We start from the raw sequence: 19,066 nt of genomic DNA, 5'->3' as shown, positions 1-19,066 counted from the left end.
TTAATAATATTAAAGTGCAAATAATATATAGGATACTTTGGAATAACTTAATTACAAATGAGAAACTATACAATAGTAGGTTTAAAATCGGAGGTAAATAAAAATGATAAAGCTAATAGCATCGGATATGGATGGTACATTGTTAAACAACGATCATGATATTGATAAAGAAACAGTGGAGGCCATTAGAGAAGCAGAAGAAACAGGAATAATATTTGCAATTTCTACTGGAAGAGAGTATGAAAGTGTAAAAGAGGTTTTAGATAGACATAATATTAAAGCACAATGTATTTTATCTAATGGAGCTGAATACAGGGATGAAGAGGGTAAAATATTAGATATAATAAACATAGATAATGAAAGTGCTAGAAAAGTAATAGATATCTTTGATGAAAATAATTTTTCTGCAAGAATTTTTACTAATGAAGGAATTTTTACTACATCAACAAGAGAAAAAGCTTTAAAAGAAGTTACATATAGAACTAAGAGTTTAAATCCAGAATTAACTGAAGGTGAAGCAAGGGAAATAGCAGAAAATCATAGATTTTTTAAAGTTTTAAAGTATATTGATGATTTAGATAAGTTCTTTGATAGAAATTTAGAAATAAGAAAGTTTGTTGCCTTTCATAAGGATACAGAGACAATAGATGAAATAAAAAAAGAGATTGGCAAGATAGAAGGATTAGCTGTATCATCTTCCTTTAGAGATAATATAGAAGTAACTGATATAAATGCTCAAAAGGGAATAATCTTAGAAAAGGTGGCTAAGAAGTTATCTATAGAAAAAGAGGAAGTAATGATATTAGGAGATAGTTTTAATGACTATTCTATGTTTGAAATATTTGAAGAAACTGTTGCTATGGAAAATGCAATTCCAGAAGTTAAGGCTATAGCAAAATATATAACTGATACTAATGATAATCTTGGAGTAGCAAAGGCTATACGCAGTCTTTTAAATAATGAGTTAGATAAAATCATAAAGAAATGATAGTATATAATCTTTAAAAACCAAAGCAACTCCTACTATTTATAAAAGGGGTTGTTTTTTATAGAATATACACATCTATACTAATTAATTTCTTGAATTAAATTTTCAAGTATAATATAACTTGTAGTAGATTTAGTTATAAATGGAGGATTATATGCAGCAAAAAATAGAGAAATATAAAACAGTAATATTTGATATGGATGGAGTTTTATTTGATACAGAAAAAATATATCTAGATGTTTGGACTAAGATCTTTGAAAAATACGGTTATAAAATGACAAAAGAAGTATATTGCAAAGTAATTGCAACAGGAAGAGAAAATGTAAAAAAAGTATTTAAAGATGAGTTTGGAGAAAACATACCCATAGAAGAAATGTATGAAGAAAAAGATAAAGCTTTGTCTGAAGAGCTAAAAAAGAAAATTCCTGTTAAAGATGGTGCAGAGGAGTTGCTTAAGTACTTAAAGGGCAAAAAGTATAAGCTTGCATTAGCAACATCTGCCTCTAAAGAAAGAATGGACAAACAGTTAAAGCAATCTAATTTTAAAAAGATATTTGATGAAGTTGTGTGTAGGGATGATGTTAAAAAAACAAAACCAAATCCTGAAATATTTTTAAAGGCAGCTAATAAACTTAATGTTAGTCCAGAGGAATGTATTGTAATAGAAGATTCCTCAGCTGGAGTTGAAGCAGCCTATAAAGGAAATATGACTCCACTTCATGTAGTAGATTTAAAAGAAGCAGATGAAAAAATAAAAAAGTATAGCTATAGAAGCTTCAATAATTTATATGAGATAAAAAATTATTTTAAAGGAGAATAGATAATGAGTGAAAAAGAGAGGATGTTGTCAGGAAATTTATATATGCCTTATGACGAAGAACTTATAGCTGATAGGAAAAAGTCCAGAATGATTACTAGACTTTTTAATACTACTACAGAGGAGCAAAAGGATTATAGAAAAAGATTATTAAAAGATTTATTTGAAAAAACAGGGGATAAATTATCTGTTGAACCACCTTTTAGATGTGATTATGGATGTAATATATCAGTAGGAAATAATTTTTATGCCAATTATGATTGTATAATTTTAGATGTATGTAAGGTGGATATTGGTGATAATGTATTTTTTGCTCCTAGAGTCTGCATATATACTGCCGGTCACCCTATAGATGCTGAAATCAGAAATGTGGGTTTGGAGTTTGGAAAGCCTGTTAAAATAGGAAATAATGTATGGGTAGGAGGAAGTACAGTTATTAATCCTGGTGTTACAATTGGAGATAACGTAGTTATAGGTTCTGGTTCTGTAGTAACTAAAGATATTCCTGATAATGTTATAGCAGTGGGTAACCCTTGCAAAGTACTAAGAAAAATTACTGAGGAAGATAGAATTTATTGGCAAAAGCAAAAAGAAGAATACTATAATGACTTACATATTTAATTTTAAAATTAAATGCACCTAGTAAGGTTAGATATCTATACCAAACCTTACTAGGTGCATTTATATATTCATATAAAAACAAATTAAAATAAGATTATATAAACTAAAGGAATTATAATAACTAGTCCTAAAATATTATAAAGAGTAAAGGACTTAAAATAATTACTACTTTCTTCTGGAAACTCATTAGTATAAATCTTAAAAGAAATAACACTTGCAAGAGATGATATTAATGTTCCTAGTCCTCCTATATTAACGCCAATAAGTAATTCCCTAATTGAAGTTGTAAATCCTGATAATAACATAGTAGCAGGTACATTACTAATTACTTGGCTTATTAATATTGAGTAAGTAAAGGTTGCTTTTCCACTATTTAATATGTACTCCATAAAGTTTTTTACAGTATCTAAGGTAGATATATTGCCAATAAAGATAAAAAAGCCAATAAAAGTAAGCAAAAGCGAGTAATCTACTTTTGAAAATAAGCTTTTATTAAATAGTGATACTGTTATTAATGTAATGATGAATACAATTTTATAATCTATTAAATGAAGTACTGATAATAAAATTATAAAAAATAGAGTGGAAAAAATAATAACTTGTTTTCTATCTTTTATATTTATATTTTTTAAATTAATATTCAATGTTGCATTCTTTTCTTTAGAAATAAATAAAGCTAGTAAAATAGTTGATATTAATAATAGTGGAAAAGTAATTTTTAAAAAATCTATAATACCTAATTTATAAAAAGAATAAATAAAAAGATTTTGAGGGTTTCCCATAGGTGTAAAACTACTTCCTAGATTAGCAGCAATTGTTTGGAATATAATTATTTTTAATGGGTTAAAATTAGCTTTTTTTCCTATTATTATAGTTAAAGGTACAAAGGTTATTAAAGCTACATCATTTGTAACAACCATAGAAGCTGCATATGTAATAAAAACTAATGCAAAGGAAACGGATATATATGAAGTACACTTTTTAAGTATTTTGCTTGCAATTGAATCTAAAACTTTTAGTTCATTAAAAGCAGAAACCACTATCATTAAATTAAATAAAAGTATTAATACTTTAAAATCAATATAAGATAATCTAGGAGTTGAAAATATACAACTAAATATTGCTAAGGCTATTGATATAATCAATACTATTTCTTTTTTTATAAAATCTATAAGTTTTATTCTTTGGATTGATACTATATTTACGTTCATAAATGCTCCTTTTTAAATATAATTTTACGCAATATAAAGCCATCAGGTTTTCTGATGGCCTTTTCTTAATTTGTTATTGAATTTTTTTTATACTTCATTATAAGTTTGTCTACAGTTGGCATAGTGGATGGACTCCAATTTAAGCTTGTTATGTATTCTATTGGTAGCCATAATAACTTTGTATATTCCTTTGATGATGGCATGTCCTCTAACATTGAACATTTAGCCACCATAGTGTTTAATATGTAGTCATCGTATTCATATGTAGTTGCACTAAATAAAGAATTAACTTTAATTTTACAATTTAATTTTTCATAGATTTCCCTTACTATGGCTTTTTCAGGTGGTTCACCGTCTTTAATAATTCCACCAGGGAATTCCCAAAAGCTTGAAAAAGACATATCCTTTGAATTTAAAGTACAAAGTACTTCAGATTTGTCATTTTCAATAATAGCACATACAACCTTCATAATTCTTTTCACAAACAGTCACCTCTAAAAATAATAATATCATATAAGTTATAAAAATTATATATAGTTTAAACATTATTTTGTATATAACATAATATACTTAATATTTCGACAAAATATATAAAATCTTTAAGCTGAATAAAAATAATATTAAATTCAAAAACTATGATTGAATAATTAAAACCTATTATAAATATTTTAATAATAGATGGTAAAGTCGAATTTTAATTTAGTNATTTTAATAATAGATGGTAAAGTCGAAGTTTAATTTAGTATACTACAAATAGTTAATAAAATGTTAAATTTGTTAAAAATAAATGTAAAAAAAGATAATATATTGTCATAAAATAAGATGTTTAGTATAGTATATATGTGAATATTAAGTTAAAGATTAAAAATATATTAGAGGTGGCACATGATAAAAATCGAAAAACTTAAAAAGGTTTATAGCAATGGATATGAAGCTCTAAAGAGCATTAATCTTCAAATTAATGAAGGTGAGTTAGTTTGTCTTTTAGGTCCTAGTGGATGTGGTAAAACAACAATTCTTAATTTATTAGCTGGGCTTTTAGATCCAAGTGATGGAGATATTAAATTTGATAATGAATCAGTTATAGATAAGCACCCTAAGGATAGAGGTATTGGATTAGTTTTTCAAAACTATGCTTTATACCCACACATGACAGTTTTAGAAAATGTAATGTTCCCACTTACTGTTGGTAAAAATAAAAAACCAAAGAGTGAAGCAATGGAAATAGCAAAAAAATATATGGCAGTTACAAGTATTGAAGAACTAGCAGATAAAAAGCCAGGTGAAATGTCTGGTGGGCAACAACAAAGAGTTGCAATAACAAGAGCTTTAGTTCAAAACCCAAGAATACTATTACTAGATGAACCTTTAAGTAACTTAGATGCTAGATTAAGATTAAAGATTAGAGAAGAAATTAGAAGACTAGTTAAAGAAATTGGTATAACTACAATTTTCGTTACTCATGACCAAGAAGAAGCATTATCTATCAGTGACAGAATAGTTTTAATGAATGAAGGTGTAGTTCAACAATTTGATATACCTCAAAATCTTTATTTAGAACCAAAGAATCTTTTTGTAGCTAAATTTATGGGTAACCCAATAATAAATTTAATTGATATGAAAAAAGAAGGAAACAAATTAGTATCTAAAGATTTTTCTATAGACTTAGGACTTTTAAATAAAGATAGATTTAAAGAAGAATTAACTGAAGAAAACTACATTGTTGGAATTAGACCAGAGTATTTTGTATTAAGTGAAAATCCATTATTTGAAATTGAAGCAGAATCTGTAGAGTTAATAGGAAAAGATTGTATTATAAACTTTAATGTTAATGATACAAATGCAAGGTCAATTACAGATATTAATAGAAGATTTGTAGAAGGTGATAAGATTGGCCTTGATATTGATTATAATGGAATTTATTTATTCCAAGAGAATGGAGTTAGAGTGTACTAATGAAGAAATTTAAGTATAGAGCAGAAAATTCACCACAAGCATGGTTATTTTTACTACCTGCTTTGTTAATAGTCGGAATATTTAATGTGTTACCTTTAATAAAAACATTTATTATGTCTTTCCAAAAGGGCACTTTAAACAACTTAACATTTAATGGATTTAAAAATTTTGAAATAGTACTTAAAGACCCTAAATTTCATACAGCAATAGGAAATACAGCACTATTTTCTTTTGTAGTGGTTCCAGTAGGTTTAATTATATCTATGTTTATAGCTATTACAATATATGAAAAGATTAAGTATAAAGATGTTTTTGAGACAATTTTCTTTATACCATACTTAACAAGTGTTATAGCTGTAGGTATTGTATTTAGATTTTTACTAAATGGTGAGTATGGAATTATAAATTATATATTAGGAATTTTTAATATAGGACCATTTAATTTTCTTGATGACCCTAGTATGAGTATGATAACCCTTATTATATTTGGTATTTGGTCAGGTCTTGCTTTTAATATAATTATATTACTTTCAGGATTAAGAAATGTTGATAAGAGTTATTATAAAGTAGCTGATATGTTTGGGGCTACTAAAGTTGAACAGTTTTTTAGAATAACATTACCTCAAATGATACCAATTATTACGTTTTTATTAACGGTGAATTTTATTAATGCCTTTAAGGTTTATTCACAGGTATTTGCAATATTTAATGGGAAAGCAGGTATTGCTGATAGTGCAACAACAGCTGTATTCTACATATTTAATAAATTCTATGTAGAAAACCGTTATGGTCAAGGTATGGCTGCAGCAGTAGTACTGTTTGGCTTAATTTTAATTTTCACATTAATACAAAATCGTATATTAAAAAGAATATCTAAGTAGGTGAAAATATGAAGAAGATTAATTCAGTTTTATCAAAAACATTTATAGTTTTAATGGCAATAATAACATTGTTTCCTTTTGTATATATGATTTTATCAAGTTTAATGACATATCAAGAGGCGATAAGTATACCACCAACACTATTTCCAAAGGAATTTCAGTGGAATAACTTTTCACTTGCAATGGAACAGGCTCCTTTTGGAAGATACTTTATTAATACAATAATAGTTTCTGGAATTTCTACTATAGGTACAGTAATTACTGCTATTTTAGCTGGATTTGCTTTAGTTAAATTAGAGTTTAGATATAAAAATATTTTAATATTAGTTATGGCGGCTTTACTTATGGTACCTTATGAAGTTACTGTATTTACAAACTATCAAACTATAGCTCAGCTTGGATTGTTAGATACATATACAGCATTAATATTACCTTCACTTGCAAGTGTTTTTTACATATTTTATTTAAAAGAATATTTAACAAGCATTCCTCTTTCATATTATAAAGCAGCAAAGGTAGATGGATGTTCGGATTTAGCTTTTATACATAGAATACTTGTACCTTTAGCAAAGCCAGCATTATTTACTATGGGTATATTAAGTTTTATAAGTGGATGGAATTCATTCTTATGGCCAATCTTAGTAACAAATAGTAAGGAAATGAGATTGTTAAGTAATGGACTAAGCTCCTTTGCAACAGAAAGTGGTACCAGTGTACAACTTCAAATGGCAGCATCAACTATAGCTATAGTACCAATACTAATTTTATATTTAATATTTAGAAAACAAATAATTAGAGGAGTTGTTAAGAGTGGTGTTAAAGGATAAAAAGACAAAGATAACTTTTCACAATGGTATATTAACTATTGGTGGAACAATAATTGAAGTAGCATATGAAGATAGCCATATATTCTTTGATTTTGGTAGTGAATATAATCCAAAAGCTCCAGTTCAACCAGAAAATCTACAAGATTTATTAGATGAAAATCTAGTTCCATATTTAGATAATATCTATGATCCAAGTATTCCGTTAAAGGGATATGAATCAAAAGAAAATAAGTTTAAGAATACAGCAGTATTTTTATCACATATGCATTTAGATCACTCTAAAATTGTGAACTATTTAAATCCAGAAGTACCTCTATATACTTTAGAAGGAACAAAATCATTATTAAATACTTTAAATATAAATAATGATTTCTTATTCCCACTTTATGAGAATAAAGGAAAGAATACTAGAGATATAATTGGAGTTAAAAACAATGAAATTATAGAAATTGGTAAAATAAAAGTTAAGGTTATGCCAGTAGATCATGATGCTTATGGTGCATGTGGTTTATTAATTGAAACTCCAGATTTAGTTATTTCATATACTGGTGATATAAGACTTCATGGTTATAGAAAAGAAGACACACTTAATTTCTGTAAAGAAAGTGAAAACTGTGATGTATTATTAATAGAAGGTGTTAGCGTATCTTTCCAAGATTTCGATGAAGTTAGAGAAGATGAAATATCAAATGAACCTGAGTTAATAGAAAAAATAAATGAAATAGTTAAAGAAAATCCAAATAAGCAAATAACATTTAATTATTATATTTCAAATATAGAAAGAATTCTAAATATAATTAAGACTAATCCAAGAAAAGTTGTTTTATCAGCATATTATTCTTATGTTCTTAAGGAAGCAACAGGTTATGAATCTTATTATTATTCATTAGATAATAAGGAATATGGATTAAATAAAGATTTAGAAATAAATTTTGAAAAATTATTAAATGATGAAGGTGACTTTTTCTGGCAATTAGATACACTTGCCATTGAATATATGGATAAATTAAAAGAAGGCGGAATTTATATTCACTCAAATGCAGTTCCATTAGGAGATTTTGATCCTAAATATGAACCATTTATAAAGAGTTTTGAGGATAGAAATATTAAATTCGAAAGAATATCATGTAGTGGGCATGCACATCCTAATGATTTAATTAAAATAATAAATTTAATTAAACCTAAGTTATTAGTTCCAATACATTCTTATCGTCCAGAGAAGCTATATAACGAAAATGGAGATGTACTTTTACCAGAAAAGAAACAAACTATATAATTGGAGGACAAAACTATGAAGATGAAGAAAATACTTGCTCTAGCACTTTCATTAGGCTTATTAACTGGTTGCTCAAATAAGGGTGCTACTACTTCTAATGAAGAAATCGTAACAGAAATCACAGCACCAGTTGAAATTACTTTCTGGCATGCAATGAATGGAGATTTAGAAAAATCTCTTCAAAAATTAACAACTGAATTCATGGATAAGAATCCTAATATAACTGTTACTTTACAAAACCAATCAAGTTATAAGGATTTACAACAAAAAATAACTGCAACAGTTGCAAGTCCAAAGGATTTACCAACATTAACTCAAGCATATCCAGATTGGATGTTTAATCCAATAAAAGATAAGCTAGTTACTGATTTAACTCCATATATTGAAAATGAAACTATTGGCTTCGATAATTATGAAGATATATTACCAAGCTTTAGAGAAGCAGCTATGATAGATGGCAAGATATATGGTATGCCATTTAATAAATCAACAGAAGTTTTATGGTATAATAAGACTTTATTAGATGAATTAGGATTAGAAGTTCCATCAACTTATGAAGAATTAGCTCAAGTTTCTAAGACAATAAAAGAAAAGAAGGGAATTCCAGGAGCAGGTTTTGATGCATTACATACATATTACACTACTTTCTTAAAGACAGAAGGAAAGACATTTGATAATAATTTTGATGTAACTAGTGAAGAATCAGCTAAGGCTGTTAATTATTACTTAGAAGGCGTTAAAGAAGGATATTTCAGAATTGCAGGAACTGACAATTATTTATCAGGACCATTTGGTAATGAAACTGTAGGTATGTATGTTGGTTCAAATGCTGGTGAAAACTTTGTTAAACAAGGTGTTGCTGATAAGTTTGAAATTGGAGTAGCTCCATATCCAACAAATGCTTCATTACAACAAGGAACAGATTTATATGTATTTGCAAGCGCTACTGCAGAACAAAAGACAGCAGCATATGAATTTTTAAAATTCATAACTAGCAAAGAAAAACAAATTCAATGGGGTTCAGAAACTGGATATATCCCAGTAAGACAAAGCGCTCTTGAATCTGAAGAATACAAGAATTCAGGAAGCTTAATAGCACCAATTCTTGCAGATGCAACTAAAAACTTATATACAAATCCAGTAATAAGCGGAGCAGATGCTGCATACCGTGAAGCAGGTACAGTATTAGAATCAGTATTAGCAAATCCTAACAATGCTGATGTTACTAAAAAGCTAGAAGAGTTTAAATCTACTTTAAATTCAATTTGGGAATAATATAATAGGGGCTTATTAAGCCCCTTAATTAAAAATGTAAAATGAAGAATGTAGAATTAATGTGAAAACTCCTTAGGGAGTTTTTAAAATTATTATAATTTAAGTAATTTGGTACAAATTACATCCGCAATTTTACATTCTTCATTCTTAATTTTACATTGCGCGTTAGTGCATTACGGAGGTTTTATGAAATTAGTTATTTATCAAACTAGTGATTTACATGGATTTGTATATCCAACTAATTATGTAACTGAGCAGTCTCTTGGAATATTAAAAATAGGGACGTACATATTAGAAGATGAGAAGAAATATGATGCTTCTTTAAAAATAGATTGTGGGGATTTAGTTCAAGGTTCAGCATTAACTCACTATTTATCAAAGCAAATGTTGGAAAATAATCCTATAGTGGAATTATTAGAGGATGTTGGCTATGATGCTTATGTATTAGGTAATCATGAATTTAACTATGGATTGGATTATTTAAAAGCTGCTTATAGTATGGTTTCTGATAAAATAATAAACGCAAATATTAAAGGTTTAGATTTTGAAAGTAAACCTTATAGAATATTCGATATTAATGGATTTAAAATCGGGTGTATAGGCTTTACAACATCTTTTATTCCAAATTGGGAGCAAGAAAAGAACATAGAAAACTTAGAGTTTTTAGATCCAGTTAAGATTTATGGAAAATACGAAAAAGAATTAAAAGAAAAATCGGATATGATAATAGTATGTTATCACGGAGGTTTTGAAAAAAGTTTAGATGGAAATAATACACCTACTGAAAAGTTAACAAAAGAAAATCAAGGAAGTGAATTATTAGAAAACTATAATTCTATAGATATAGTTTTAAGCGGCCATCAACATAGATCCTTTATAACAAAAGTTAATGGAGTAATATGCTCACAACCTATGCATAACGGACAAAACTTTACAAAGATAGTAATTGATACAGAAACTAAAGAAGCTACTTATGAATTAGTAGATGTATCTAAGTTAAATGATGAAATAAAAGAAAGCTTAGAAAAAAGATTTATTGATGTAAATAAAGAACTACAAGGATATTTAGATAAAGAAATTGGTCATTTTAAAAATGATATAATTTTAGATGATATATTTATTGCAAGACTTAAAGGACATCCCTTTATTAACTTCTTACATGAGGTTCAATTAGATATTTCTAAAGCAGACTTTTCAGTTTTATCTTTATTTGATACTGCTATTGGATTTAAGAAAAATGTTTCAATAAGAGATGTATTAATAAATTATCCATATCCTAATACTTTAAAGGTACTTAAGATAAAGGGAAGTAAATTTAAAGAGGCTATGGAAAAGAGTGCTACTTATTTTGTTTTAGAGGATAATGAAGTTAAAATCAATGAGGAATTTTTAGTTCCAAAGGTACAAAACTACAATTATGATACATTTGCAGGATTAACTTATGAAATAGATCTAAATAAGGAATTTGGAAATAGAGTTGTTTCTATGAAAAAAGATGGAGAAAATATAGATTTAAATAAGGATTATACTGTAGTTTTAAATAACTACAGGGCAAGTAACACTTCTATTTATCCATCATATGAAAATGCAGAAGTAGTTCAGGAAATAAATATGGATATGAGTGAACTTATTATAAATTATTTCCAAAGAAATCATGAGGTAGATGTACCATATGAAAGTAACTATATAATAAAATATTAATTATAAATAGTATAGAATTTTATTAGAGGCTGTTTTACAGCCTTTTTTTTATTATAAAATAAAATTATGGAACTGATATCATATATTTTATAAAACAATTAAATAAAATTAAATGGTAAACGTTGACAATTGAATATGGAACTGGTATCATAAAATAAAAAAGAAGGGGATGGTTTTATGAAAAAAGAAAAAATGGTTGCTGAATCCATTTTAGAAAATATTGGAGGTGTGGACAATATTAAGTCCATAGAACATTGTGCAACGAGGCTTAGACTTATATTAAAGGACAATAAAAAGGTTAATTCAGATGATATAGAGAAAATAGATGGTGTTAAAGGTCAGTTTATGGCAGCAGGGCAATATCAAATTATTTTAGGTACAGGTTTTGTAAATAAAGTATATGATGCTATAAAAGGTTTAGATGAGAATATAAAGTCAGATAATAAATCTGAGCTGTACGAAAACATGACTTTATTACAAAAGATTAGCCGTATTTTAGGAGATATTTTTGTTCCTATAATTCCAGTACTTGTTGCAACGGGAATGTTTATGGGACTGCGTGGTTTACTAACTAACTTAGGAGTTAATTTTAATGAAAACTTATTAGTTTTATCACAAGTTCTTACAGATACTGCTTTTGCCTTTTTACCTGCATTAGTTGCTTATTCAACTATGAAAAGATTTGGTGGTACTCCAATTATAGGCTTTGTATTAGGTTTAATGCTAGTTGCACCTCAATTGCCTAATGCATATTTAGTAGCATCAGGAGCTGCAGAACCAATGTATATGTCTTTATTAGGATTATCTATTCCAATAGTAGGATATCAAGGATCTGTATTACCAGCCTTAGTAATAGCTATAATTGCAGCAAAACTAGAGAAATCATTAAGAAATGTAATACCTAATGTTTTAGATTTAATAATCACTCCATTTTTAACTTTATTAATTTCAATGATAATTGGATTATTAGTAGTTGGACCTATAATGCATCAAAGTGAAATAGTAATATTAGGACTAGTTAAATCCTTTATAACAATCCCTTATGGAATTGGAGCATTTATAGTAGGCGGAATAAATCAAATTATTGTAGTTACTGGAGTTCATCATGTTTTCAGTGCTTTAGAAATAGACTTACTTGCAAATACAGGAAGCAATGTATATAATGCAATTGTTACAGGTACAGCCACAGCTCAAGGTGCGGCTGCATTAGCAGTGGCTATGAAGACTAAAAATAAAACTAAACGTTCATTATATATATCAAGTGCAATACCTGCATTTTTAGGAATTACTGAACCATCAGTATTTGGTGTTAATTTAAGATATATAAAACCATTTGTTTGCGGATGTATAGGGGCAGCAATTGCTGGAATGGTAGCAGGAATGCTAAATTTAGCAGCAACTGGAATGGGAATGACAGGATTACCAGGAGTATTATTATATTTAAATGGACAAGTTATAAGTTATTTATTAATATTATCTATTAGTATAGTAGTATCATTTGCATTAACATATGTAGTATTTAAAACTGAAGAATAAATCTAGGGGGAATTTATATGAGTAAAATCACAATCCAAGACATTGCGAATATGTGTCAAGTTTCTAAAAGCAGTGTTTCTCGTTATCTTAATGGAGGATATGTCAGCAAAGAAAATAAGGCTAAAATTCACGAAGCCATTGAAAAAACTGGATTCGAAGAAAATTTCTTTGCAAAAAGATTAAAAACTAAAAAAAGTAATTTAATTGGAGTGATTATTCCTCGTATAGATTCTTCTACAGTTGGAAAAGTTCTAAATGGAATTAATAGTGTTATTGAAAAAGAAGGATATACTACCATCATGCTGATTTCTAATCTTAGTGTAGAAAAAGAATTAGAACATATTAATTCTTTATATCAACAAGGTGTAGATGGAATAATAGTAGATACTCTTGGAGTTACTAAACAACATGTAGAATTAATTAATAAGATAGAAATACCTGTTATTTGTTTATGTCCTGAAAATGAATATATAAATTGTATGAGTATAGATGATTATGAAGCGGGAAGAATAATGGGTAAATATTTTTATAACTTAAACCATAGGAATATTGTTTTTTTAGGAGTAAGTGAAAAAGATAAAGCTGTAGGGTTTATAAGAAAAAAGGGCTTCTATGATGTATTTAAAGAAAGTGGAGAAGAATACAAAATTAACTTTGTAGAAACTGATTTTACTTTTAATAGAGCATATGAAAAGGGAAAAGAAGTTATGTCTTATAAACCAAGTGCAGTTGTATGTGCTACTGATAATATTTGTTTAGGGTTGATGTTATATTTAAATGAAAATAAAATATCAATTCCAGATGAAGTATCAATAGCTGGATTCGGAGGATATGATGTAGGAGCTGTAATATATCCTCCTCTTACAACTATAGACTTTAATCATGGAATTTTAGGCGTAAAATCTGCAGAAGCCATATTGAAAATAATTAATGGAGAAGAATTTATAAAAGATGAGGCTATACCTCTTAGTTTAATTGAAAGAAAATCAGCAAAAGAGTTTTATAAGGAGTAATATGAAGAAATCAGTATTAGAATTAAATGAGAAATTTAGTAAAATTACATATCCTTTAAAGGGAGAATTTAGAAATAAATATCATCTAGAAGTTCCTGTTGGACTTATAAATGATCCTAATGGATTATCCTATAATAAAGGAGAATATAATATATTTTTTCAATGGAATCCTTATACATGTGAACATAAATATAAGCATTGGGGACATTTAAAAACAAAGGACTTTATAAGATATAATAAACCTAAATTAATTCTTGCTCCAGATTCAGAAATCGATAAGGATGGTTGTTACTCTGGAACAGGAAAGTTTATAGATGATAAATTAAATATATTTTATACAGGAAATGTAAAAGAAGATAATATAAGAATTCCCCATCAAAATATAGCTTTATTTGATGAGAATAATAAATTAATAATGAAGAAACCTTTAATAGTAGGAAAGCTAAATGGATATACCGAGCATATTAGAGATCCTTTTTATATTAATATTCATGGAATTCATTGCTTATTAATAGGAGCTCAAAATGATAAATTACAAGGTAGAGCTGTAATTTATACATCTAAGGATATGGAAGCTTGGGATTTTTATGGTGAAATTAAGACTAACTTAAGTGATTTCGGATATATGTGGGAATGTCCTAATTTAATTAATATTAATGGACAGGATATTCTAATATTTTCACCGCAAGGTCTAGAAAAAGGTGAGTTTGAATTTCAAAATATATATCAGTCAGGATATATATTAGGTGAGTACAAATTTGAAAATAATGTATTTTCTCATGACTCATTTAATGAATTAGATTATGGATTTGATTTTTATGCGCCTCAAGTATTTAAAGATGATAAAAGAACTATAATGATTGGATGGCTTGGAATGCCTGAATATAATATAGAAAAGGAAAGTCCTACATTAAATAATAACTATATTTATACTTTAACTATGCCAAGAGTTTTAAGAGTAGAGGATAACAAGATTAAACAAGAACCCTTAGAGGAAATGAAGCTTTTAAGGAATAAAGTTATACTAGAGGCTGAAAAGTTAATTTGTAATAAACATGAGGTTGATATAGAAACTAGGTCTATAGAAATAAATTTAGAACTAGAAGTTTTTTCTGACTTTAAATATATTCTAGAATTTACTAAAGATAAAATTATTTTAGAATATAAAAAAGAAGAAAGAGTTTTTATATTAGACTTTACTAATTTAACTAAAGGTAAAACTGGTGTTAGAAAAGTTAAGCTTCCTAATGAGGGACTAGGAAAATTACAAATATTTATTGATGCTAGCACTTTAGAAATATTTATAAATGATGGTGAAATCACTATGACTTCAGCATTTTTCGTAGAAGATAAGGGCTTAAAACTAAATATAAACTCAAATAAGGATATGAAAATTAATACATATAAAATATGGGGAATGAGAGAGTTTATATATGAATAAAATAATTAATAAGTTCCATAATAGTATTTGAATTAATACTATTATGGAACTTTTTTATTTATAAAGGGAATTATTTTTTTATAAATCCAAATAATAAAAAATAATAAGAACTATGAATAATAATAAGGAGCGATGTATGATGAAGAAGAGGAAGGGTGAAGATCAAAATTATTATGATTTAATAAAGCAGATATTTAAATGGATTATATTAAGTATTATTATGGGGGTTCCTATTGGAATTATAGTGGGTTTATTCAATAGGATTTTAACAGCTGCAAATACTTTTAGAAGAAATCATGAGTATATTATATATTTATTACCTATTGCAGGATTAATTATTACCTTTATATATTTAAGAACTAAAAGAAATGCTTATTCAGGAGAAAACTTACTTAAGTCAGAAGTTCAATCAGCAGCTAAAGACATTCCTTTTTATATGATATTTGTAGTTTTTATAGGATCTCTACTTACAACTTTTTGTGGTGGTTCAGCAGGAAAAGAAGGGTCAGCAGTTGCAATGGGGGGGACTTTAGGAGATTTTATTGCAAGAAAGCTTAAGTTATCTGATGATGAGCAAAGAACTTTAGTAATATGTGGAGTTGGAAGTGCCTTTGGAGTAATATATGATGTTCCTTTTGCAGGGGCTATTTTAGGTATGGAGCTAGTTTTAAAAGGGAGATTTCATTATCAAGCATTAATTCCAGCTTTTTTAACAACTGTAGTTTCTAATGAAATAGCAATTTGGATTGGTAGTAAGTCAGTAGAATATCCTAGCTTAGTTTTAGATGATTTAAGCTTTATAGTAATTATGAAATTAGTGTTATTAGGAATTATATTTGGGGTTGGAGGATTTATATTTAACTTAGTTTTAGATAATAGTAGTAAAGCCTATGATAGATTTACTAAAAATCCATATATTAAGGCCATTATAGGAGGAGCTATTACAATAATATTATTTTGGATAGCAGGAGATAATTATAATGGTTTAGGTCAAAGCTTTATAAATGATTCCTTTAAAAATCATGTTAGCATAATGGATTATATATGGAAGGTTATATTTACTGCCGTTGCTCTAGGTTCAGTTTTCCAAGGTGGTAGAGGAAATCCAACATTTTTTGCTGGGGCAACCTTAGGAAGTTTTGTTTCTAAATATATTAATTTACCACTTACCTCTGTTACAGCATTAGGAATGATAGGTGTATTTTGTAGTGCAACTTCTCTTCCTATAACATCAATAGCTATGGCTTTGGAGTATTTCGGTGGCGAAGAAATGCTAGCAATAATTATAGTTATGACCATAAGCTATATAATATCAGGCTTCTATGACATTTTAGTAAAAAGAAAGCTTCCAAAGGAAAAAGGGAAAATATTCGAAGGTGTTATTCATAAAAACAAGCCAGATGTATAAGAAAAATTAATAATTAACATAAGAAAAAATCTAAGGAGGAAAATATTTTGCTTAAAAGAAATAAAAAATACTTTATATTTGCTTTAGTAGCTATAATTACATTAATAGCTTCATTAATCTTAATTAAAAATAAGAAGGATATAGAGGTGATGGCAGATGGGGGAAATATTAATAATACTATTATACCTAAGCCATTATCTTATAAAGAAAATGAAGGTAAATTTATAATTAATAAAGATACTACTATTTTTATAGAGGGAAAAGATGAAACAGAAACAACAGAGATAAATAATATTGCAGAATATTTAAGAGGAAAATTAAATCCAGCTACAGGATATAATTTTAATATAAGTAACAATGAGAATAACAAAGAAAATTATATATACTTAACAACATTAAAGGGAGAAAGTACATTAGGAGATGAGGGATATAATATGACTACTACTTCTAATGGAGTTAAGATAACAGCCAATAAGCCAGAAGGATTATTTAGAGGTATTCAAACCTTGAGACAAATGTTACCTCCAGAAATAGATTCAAATAAATTAGTAAGTAATACTGAATGGAGTGTTAAAAATTCAGTTATTTATGATAAACCAGAGTATAGCTATAGAGGATTAATGATAGATGTAGCAAGGCATTTTTTTACTGAAGAGGAAATAAAAAAACAAATAGATATTGCAGCTGAATATAAGATAAATAGACTTCATTTACATTTAACTGATGATCAAGGTTGGCGTATAGAAATAAAGAAATATCCTGATTTAACTCTTATAGGCGGAAGTACAGAAGTTGGTGGGGGACCTGGAGGGTACTATACTCAAGAACAATTTAAAAGTATAGTTAAGTATGCAGCTGATAGATATGTAGAAATTATACCTGAGGTAGATATGCCAGGACATAGTAATGCTGCTTTAGCTTCTTATGGCTTTTTAAATCCAGATGGAAAAAGAAAACCATTATATACTGGAACTGATGTTGGCTTTAGTACCTTAATGACAGATAGTGAAAAGACCTATGAATTTATAGATAATGTAGTTAAAGAAATATCAGCAATTTCACCTTCTAAATATTTTCATATGGGTGGTGATGAAGCTGAAAGTACCAAAAAAGAAGACTATGATTATTTTGTAGGAAGGGTTTCTAAGATAGTTGAGAAATATGGAAAAACTCCAATAGGTTGGGATCCAATAGATACAGCTCCAGAAATAAATTCTAGTGTTGTACTTCAAAATTGGAAGGATTCAAATGAAGCTGCTAGGAAAAAAGAAATGAAGATGATAATTTCAATTGCAAGTAAAGCCTATTTAGATATGAAATATAATAAAGATACACCTTATGGCTTAGATTGGGCTGGATATATTCCTATAAAAACTGCCTATGAATGGGATCCAACAGAATTTGCACCTAAAAATTTGATTTTAGGAATTGAAGCACCTTTATGGACTGAAAAAATAACTAATCTAGAAGAAATGGAGTATATGATATATCCAAGGTTACTAGGCTATGCAGAAATTGGGTGGACCCCTAAAAATCTTAGAAATTGGGAAAATTATAAAATAAGGTTAGAAAGTCAAGGCATTAGGATGAATTTAGAGGGTATAAATTACTATAGAGACAATAGTATATGGGAAAATAAATAATATGATTAATTTTATGGCATAATATTATGAAATTTCAAAATATTTTTAAAATATATTTACTACATAATTGTTGTAGTATATAATAAATTTATAAAAATTGTAACATGATATAAGAACTTTTTGAATAGCGTGTTACCAATTATTGGGAATTAGCTTTCTTACAGTCTAGTAAGAGAGCCTTTTTTTATACATAATAATAACAAAAGATAAATTGCAGTAGATTAATGCTATTTTAATAATATAAATAAAGGAGGGGATAAGTAATATTTTAACCACTAATATATAATTAAGGAGGCTATTTAATGAAGAAAAAATCTAAAGCATTAATATCAATTTTCGTTTTGTTTACATTTGTTTTTTTAAACATACCTTTAAACACTATAGTTAAAGCTGAAACAACAAAAAGAGTAAATTTTGCCTTAAAGGGAAGTGCTACAGCTAGTAATGTAGAACCAGGAACAGAAAGTTTCTG

General features: G+C 27.6%; 16 protein-coding genes. 14 read left to right on the top strand and 2 right to left on the bottom strand.

Annotation, left to right across the window (positions count from 1 at the left end; genetic code table 11):
* The first annotated feature begins 103 nt into the window (after nucleotides 1-103).
* The 3 genes from HUJ77_RS00080 (at nucleotide 104) to HUJ77_RS00070 (ending at nucleotide 2,426) form a co-directional block, all read left to right on the top strand.
* Nucleotides 104-988 (top strand): Cof-type HAD-IIB family hydrolase, encoded by an 885-nt coding sequence (locus HUJ77_RS00080; protein WP_291706527.1) that lies wholly within the window; start codon nucleotides 104-106, stop codon nucleotides 986-988.
* A gap of 154 nt (nucleotides 989-1,142) precedes the next feature.
* Entirely contained in the window at nucleotides 1,143-1,808 is a 666-nt protein-coding gene (locus tag HUJ77_RS00075; RefSeq protein ID WP_291706526.1) for an HAD family phosphatase, read from the top strand.
* A gap of 3 nt (nucleotides 1,809-1,811) precedes the next feature.
* Nucleotides 1,812-2,426 (top strand): sugar O-acetyltransferase, encoded by a 615-nt coding sequence (locus HUJ77_RS00070; protein ID WP_291706525.1) that lies wholly within the window; start codon nucleotides 1,812-1,814, stop codon nucleotides 2,424-2,426.
* 83 nt (nucleotides 2,427-2,509) lie between these two features.
* Here HUJ77_RS00070 and HUJ77_RS00065 read toward each other — a convergent pair whose 3' ends face one another.
* Nucleotides 2,510-3,637 carry an SLC13 family permease gene (locus HUJ77_RS00065; RefSeq protein WP_291706524.1) on the bottom strand — a complete coding sequence of 376 codons (1,128 nt, stop codon included), beginning with the start codon at nucleotides 3,635-3,637 and terminating at the stop codon, nucleotides 2,510-2,512.
* A gap of 65 nt (nucleotides 3,638-3,702) precedes the next feature.
* Complete coding sequence (locus HUJ77_RS00060) at nucleotides 3,703-4,119, bottom strand: (deoxy)nucleoside triphosphate pyrophosphohydrolase (RefSeq protein ID WP_291706523.1); 417 nt, start codon at nucleotides 4,117-4,119, stop codon at nucleotides 3,703-3,705.
* Nucleotides 4,120-4,522: 403 nt separating this feature from the next.
* Between HUJ77_RS00060 and HUJ77_RS00055 the strand changes: the two genes are divergently transcribed.
* The 11 genes from HUJ77_RS00055 (at nucleotide 4,523) to HUJ77_RS00005 (ending at nucleotide 18,594) form a co-directional block, all read left to right on the top strand.
* Entirely contained in the window at nucleotides 4,523-5,593 is a 1,071-nt protein-coding gene (locus HUJ77_RS00055; RefSeq protein ID WP_291706522.1) for an ABC transporter ATP-binding protein, read from the top strand.
* The gene (locus HUJ77_RS00050) at nucleotides 5,593-6,474 is read left to right on the top strand and encodes a sugar ABC transporter permease (protein ID WP_291706521.1); all 882 of its coding nucleotides are present in this window, start codon (nucleotides 5,593-5,595) and stop codon (nucleotides 6,472-6,474) included. Before HUJ77_RS00055 ends, HUJ77_RS00050 begins: the two co-directional genes overlap by 1 nt.
* A gap of 8 nt (nucleotides 6,475-6,482) precedes the next feature.
* Nucleotides 6,483-7,301 carry a carbohydrate ABC transporter permease gene (locus HUJ77_RS00045; protein ID WP_291706520.1) on the top strand — a complete coding sequence of 273 codons (819 nt, stop codon included), beginning with the start codon at nucleotides 6,483-6,485 and terminating at the stop codon, nucleotides 7,299-7,301.
* A complete protein-coding gene (locus HUJ77_RS00040; RefSeq protein ID WP_291706519.1) occupies nucleotides 7,285-8,577 on the top strand; it encodes an MBL fold metallo-hydrolase in 1,293 nt (430 codons plus the stop codon). Before HUJ77_RS00045 ends, HUJ77_RS00040 begins: the two co-directional genes overlap by 17 nt.
* A 15-nt stretch (nucleotides 8,578-8,592) precedes the next feature.
* Nucleotides 8,593-9,852, top strand: coding sequence for an ABC transporter substrate-binding protein (locus tag HUJ77_RS00035; protein WP_291706518.1), 1,260 nt, complete (start codon nucleotides 8,593-8,595; stop codon nucleotides 9,850-9,852).
* A 186-nt stretch (nucleotides 9,853-10,038) separates the two neighbouring features.
* The gene (locus tag HUJ77_RS00030; protein WP_291706517.1) at nucleotides 10,039-11,553 is read left to right on the top strand and encodes a bifunctional UDP-sugar hydrolase/5'-nucleotidase; all 1,515 of its coding nucleotides are present in this window, start codon (nucleotides 10,039-10,041) and stop codon (nucleotides 11,551-11,553) included.
* Between the two features lie 177 nt (nucleotides 11,554-11,730).
* Entirely contained in the window at nucleotides 11,731-13,089 is a 1,359-nt protein-coding gene (locus HUJ77_RS00025; RefSeq protein WP_291706516.1) for a PTS transporter subunit EIIC, read from the top strand.
* A gap of 17 nt (nucleotides 13,090-13,106) precedes the next feature.
* Nucleotides 13,107-14,102 carry a LacI family DNA-binding transcriptional regulator gene (locus tag HUJ77_RS00020; protein WP_291706515.1) on the top strand — a complete coding sequence of 332 codons (996 nt, stop codon included), beginning with the start codon at nucleotides 13,107-13,109 and terminating at the stop codon, nucleotides 14,100-14,102.
* A gap of 1 nt (nucleotide 14,103) precedes the next feature.
* Entirely contained in the window at nucleotides 14,104-15,543 is a 1,440-nt protein-coding gene (locus HUJ77_RS00015) for a sucrose-6-phosphate hydrolase (RefSeq protein ID WP_291706514.1), read from the top strand.
* A 136-nt stretch (nucleotides 15,544-15,679) separates the two neighbouring features.
* A complete protein-coding gene (locus tag HUJ77_RS00010) occupies nucleotides 15,680-16,951 on the top strand; it encodes a chloride channel protein (protein WP_291706513.1) in 1,272 nt (423 codons plus the stop codon).
* Between the two features lie 104 nt (nucleotides 16,952-17,055).
* Entirely contained in the window at nucleotides 17,056-18,594 is a 1,539-nt protein-coding gene (locus HUJ77_RS00005; protein ID WP_291706557.1) for a family 20 glycosylhydrolase, read from the top strand.
* Nucleotides 18,595-19,066 lie beyond the last annotated feature (472 nt).

It is taken from the genome of Clostridium sp. (assembly GCF_021443865.1).
GTDB lineage: Bacteria > Bacillota > Clostridia > Clostridiales > Clostridiaceae > Clostridium.
Note: the sequence above shows the minus strand (reverse complement) of the source record. Positions and strands in the feature narration are given on the sequence as shown.

Bases quoted from the DNA above. Each gene is read 5' to 3' on its own strand.
- HUJ77_RS00080 (WP_291706527.1), top strand. From the start codon at position 104: ATGATAAAGCTAATAGCATCGGATATGGATGGTACATTGTTAAACAAC.
- HUJ77_RS00075 (WP_291706526.1), top strand. From the start codon at position 1,143: ATGCAGCAAAAAATAGAGAAATATAAAACAGTAATATTTGATATGGAT.
- HUJ77_RS00070 (WP_291706525.1), top strand. From the start codon at position 1,812: ATGAGTGAAAAAGAGAGGATGTTGTCAGGAAATTTATATATGCCTTAT.
- HUJ77_RS00065 (WP_291706524.1), bottom strand. From the start codon at position 3,637: ATGAACGTAAATATAGTATCAATCCAAAGAATAAAACTTATAGATTTT.
- HUJ77_RS00055 (WP_291706522.1), top strand. From the start codon at position 4,523: ATGATAAAAATCGAAAAACTTAAAAAGGTTTATAGCAATGGATATGAA.
- HUJ77_RS00050 (WP_291706521.1), top strand. From the start codon at position 5,593: ATGAAGAAATTTAAGTATAGAGCAGAAAATTCACCACAAGCATGGTTA.
- HUJ77_RS00045 (WP_291706520.1), top strand. From the start codon at position 6,483: ATGAAGAAGATTAATTCAGTTTTATCAAAAACATTTATAGTTTTAATG.
- HUJ77_RS00035 (WP_291706518.1), top strand. From the start codon at position 8,593: ATGAAGATGAAGAAAATACTTGCTCTAGCACTTTCATTAGGCTTATTA.
- HUJ77_RS00030 (WP_291706517.1), top strand. From the start codon at position 10,039: ATGAAATTAGTTATTTATCAAACTAGTGATTTACATGGATTTGTATAT.
- HUJ77_RS00025 (WP_291706516.1), top strand. From the start codon at position 11,731: ATGAAAAAAGAAAAAATGGTTGCTGAATCCATTTTAGAAAATATTGGA.
- HUJ77_RS00020 (WP_291706515.1), top strand. From the start codon at position 13,107: ATGAGTAAAATCACAATCCAAGACATTGCGAATATGTGTCAAGTTTCT.
- HUJ77_RS00015 (WP_291706514.1), top strand. From the start codon at position 14,104: ATGAAGAAATCAGTATTAGAATTAAATGAGAAATTTAGTAAAATTACA.
- HUJ77_RS00010 (WP_291706513.1), top strand. From the start codon at position 15,680: ATGATGAAGAAGAGGAAGGGTGAAGATCAAAATTATTATGATTTAATA.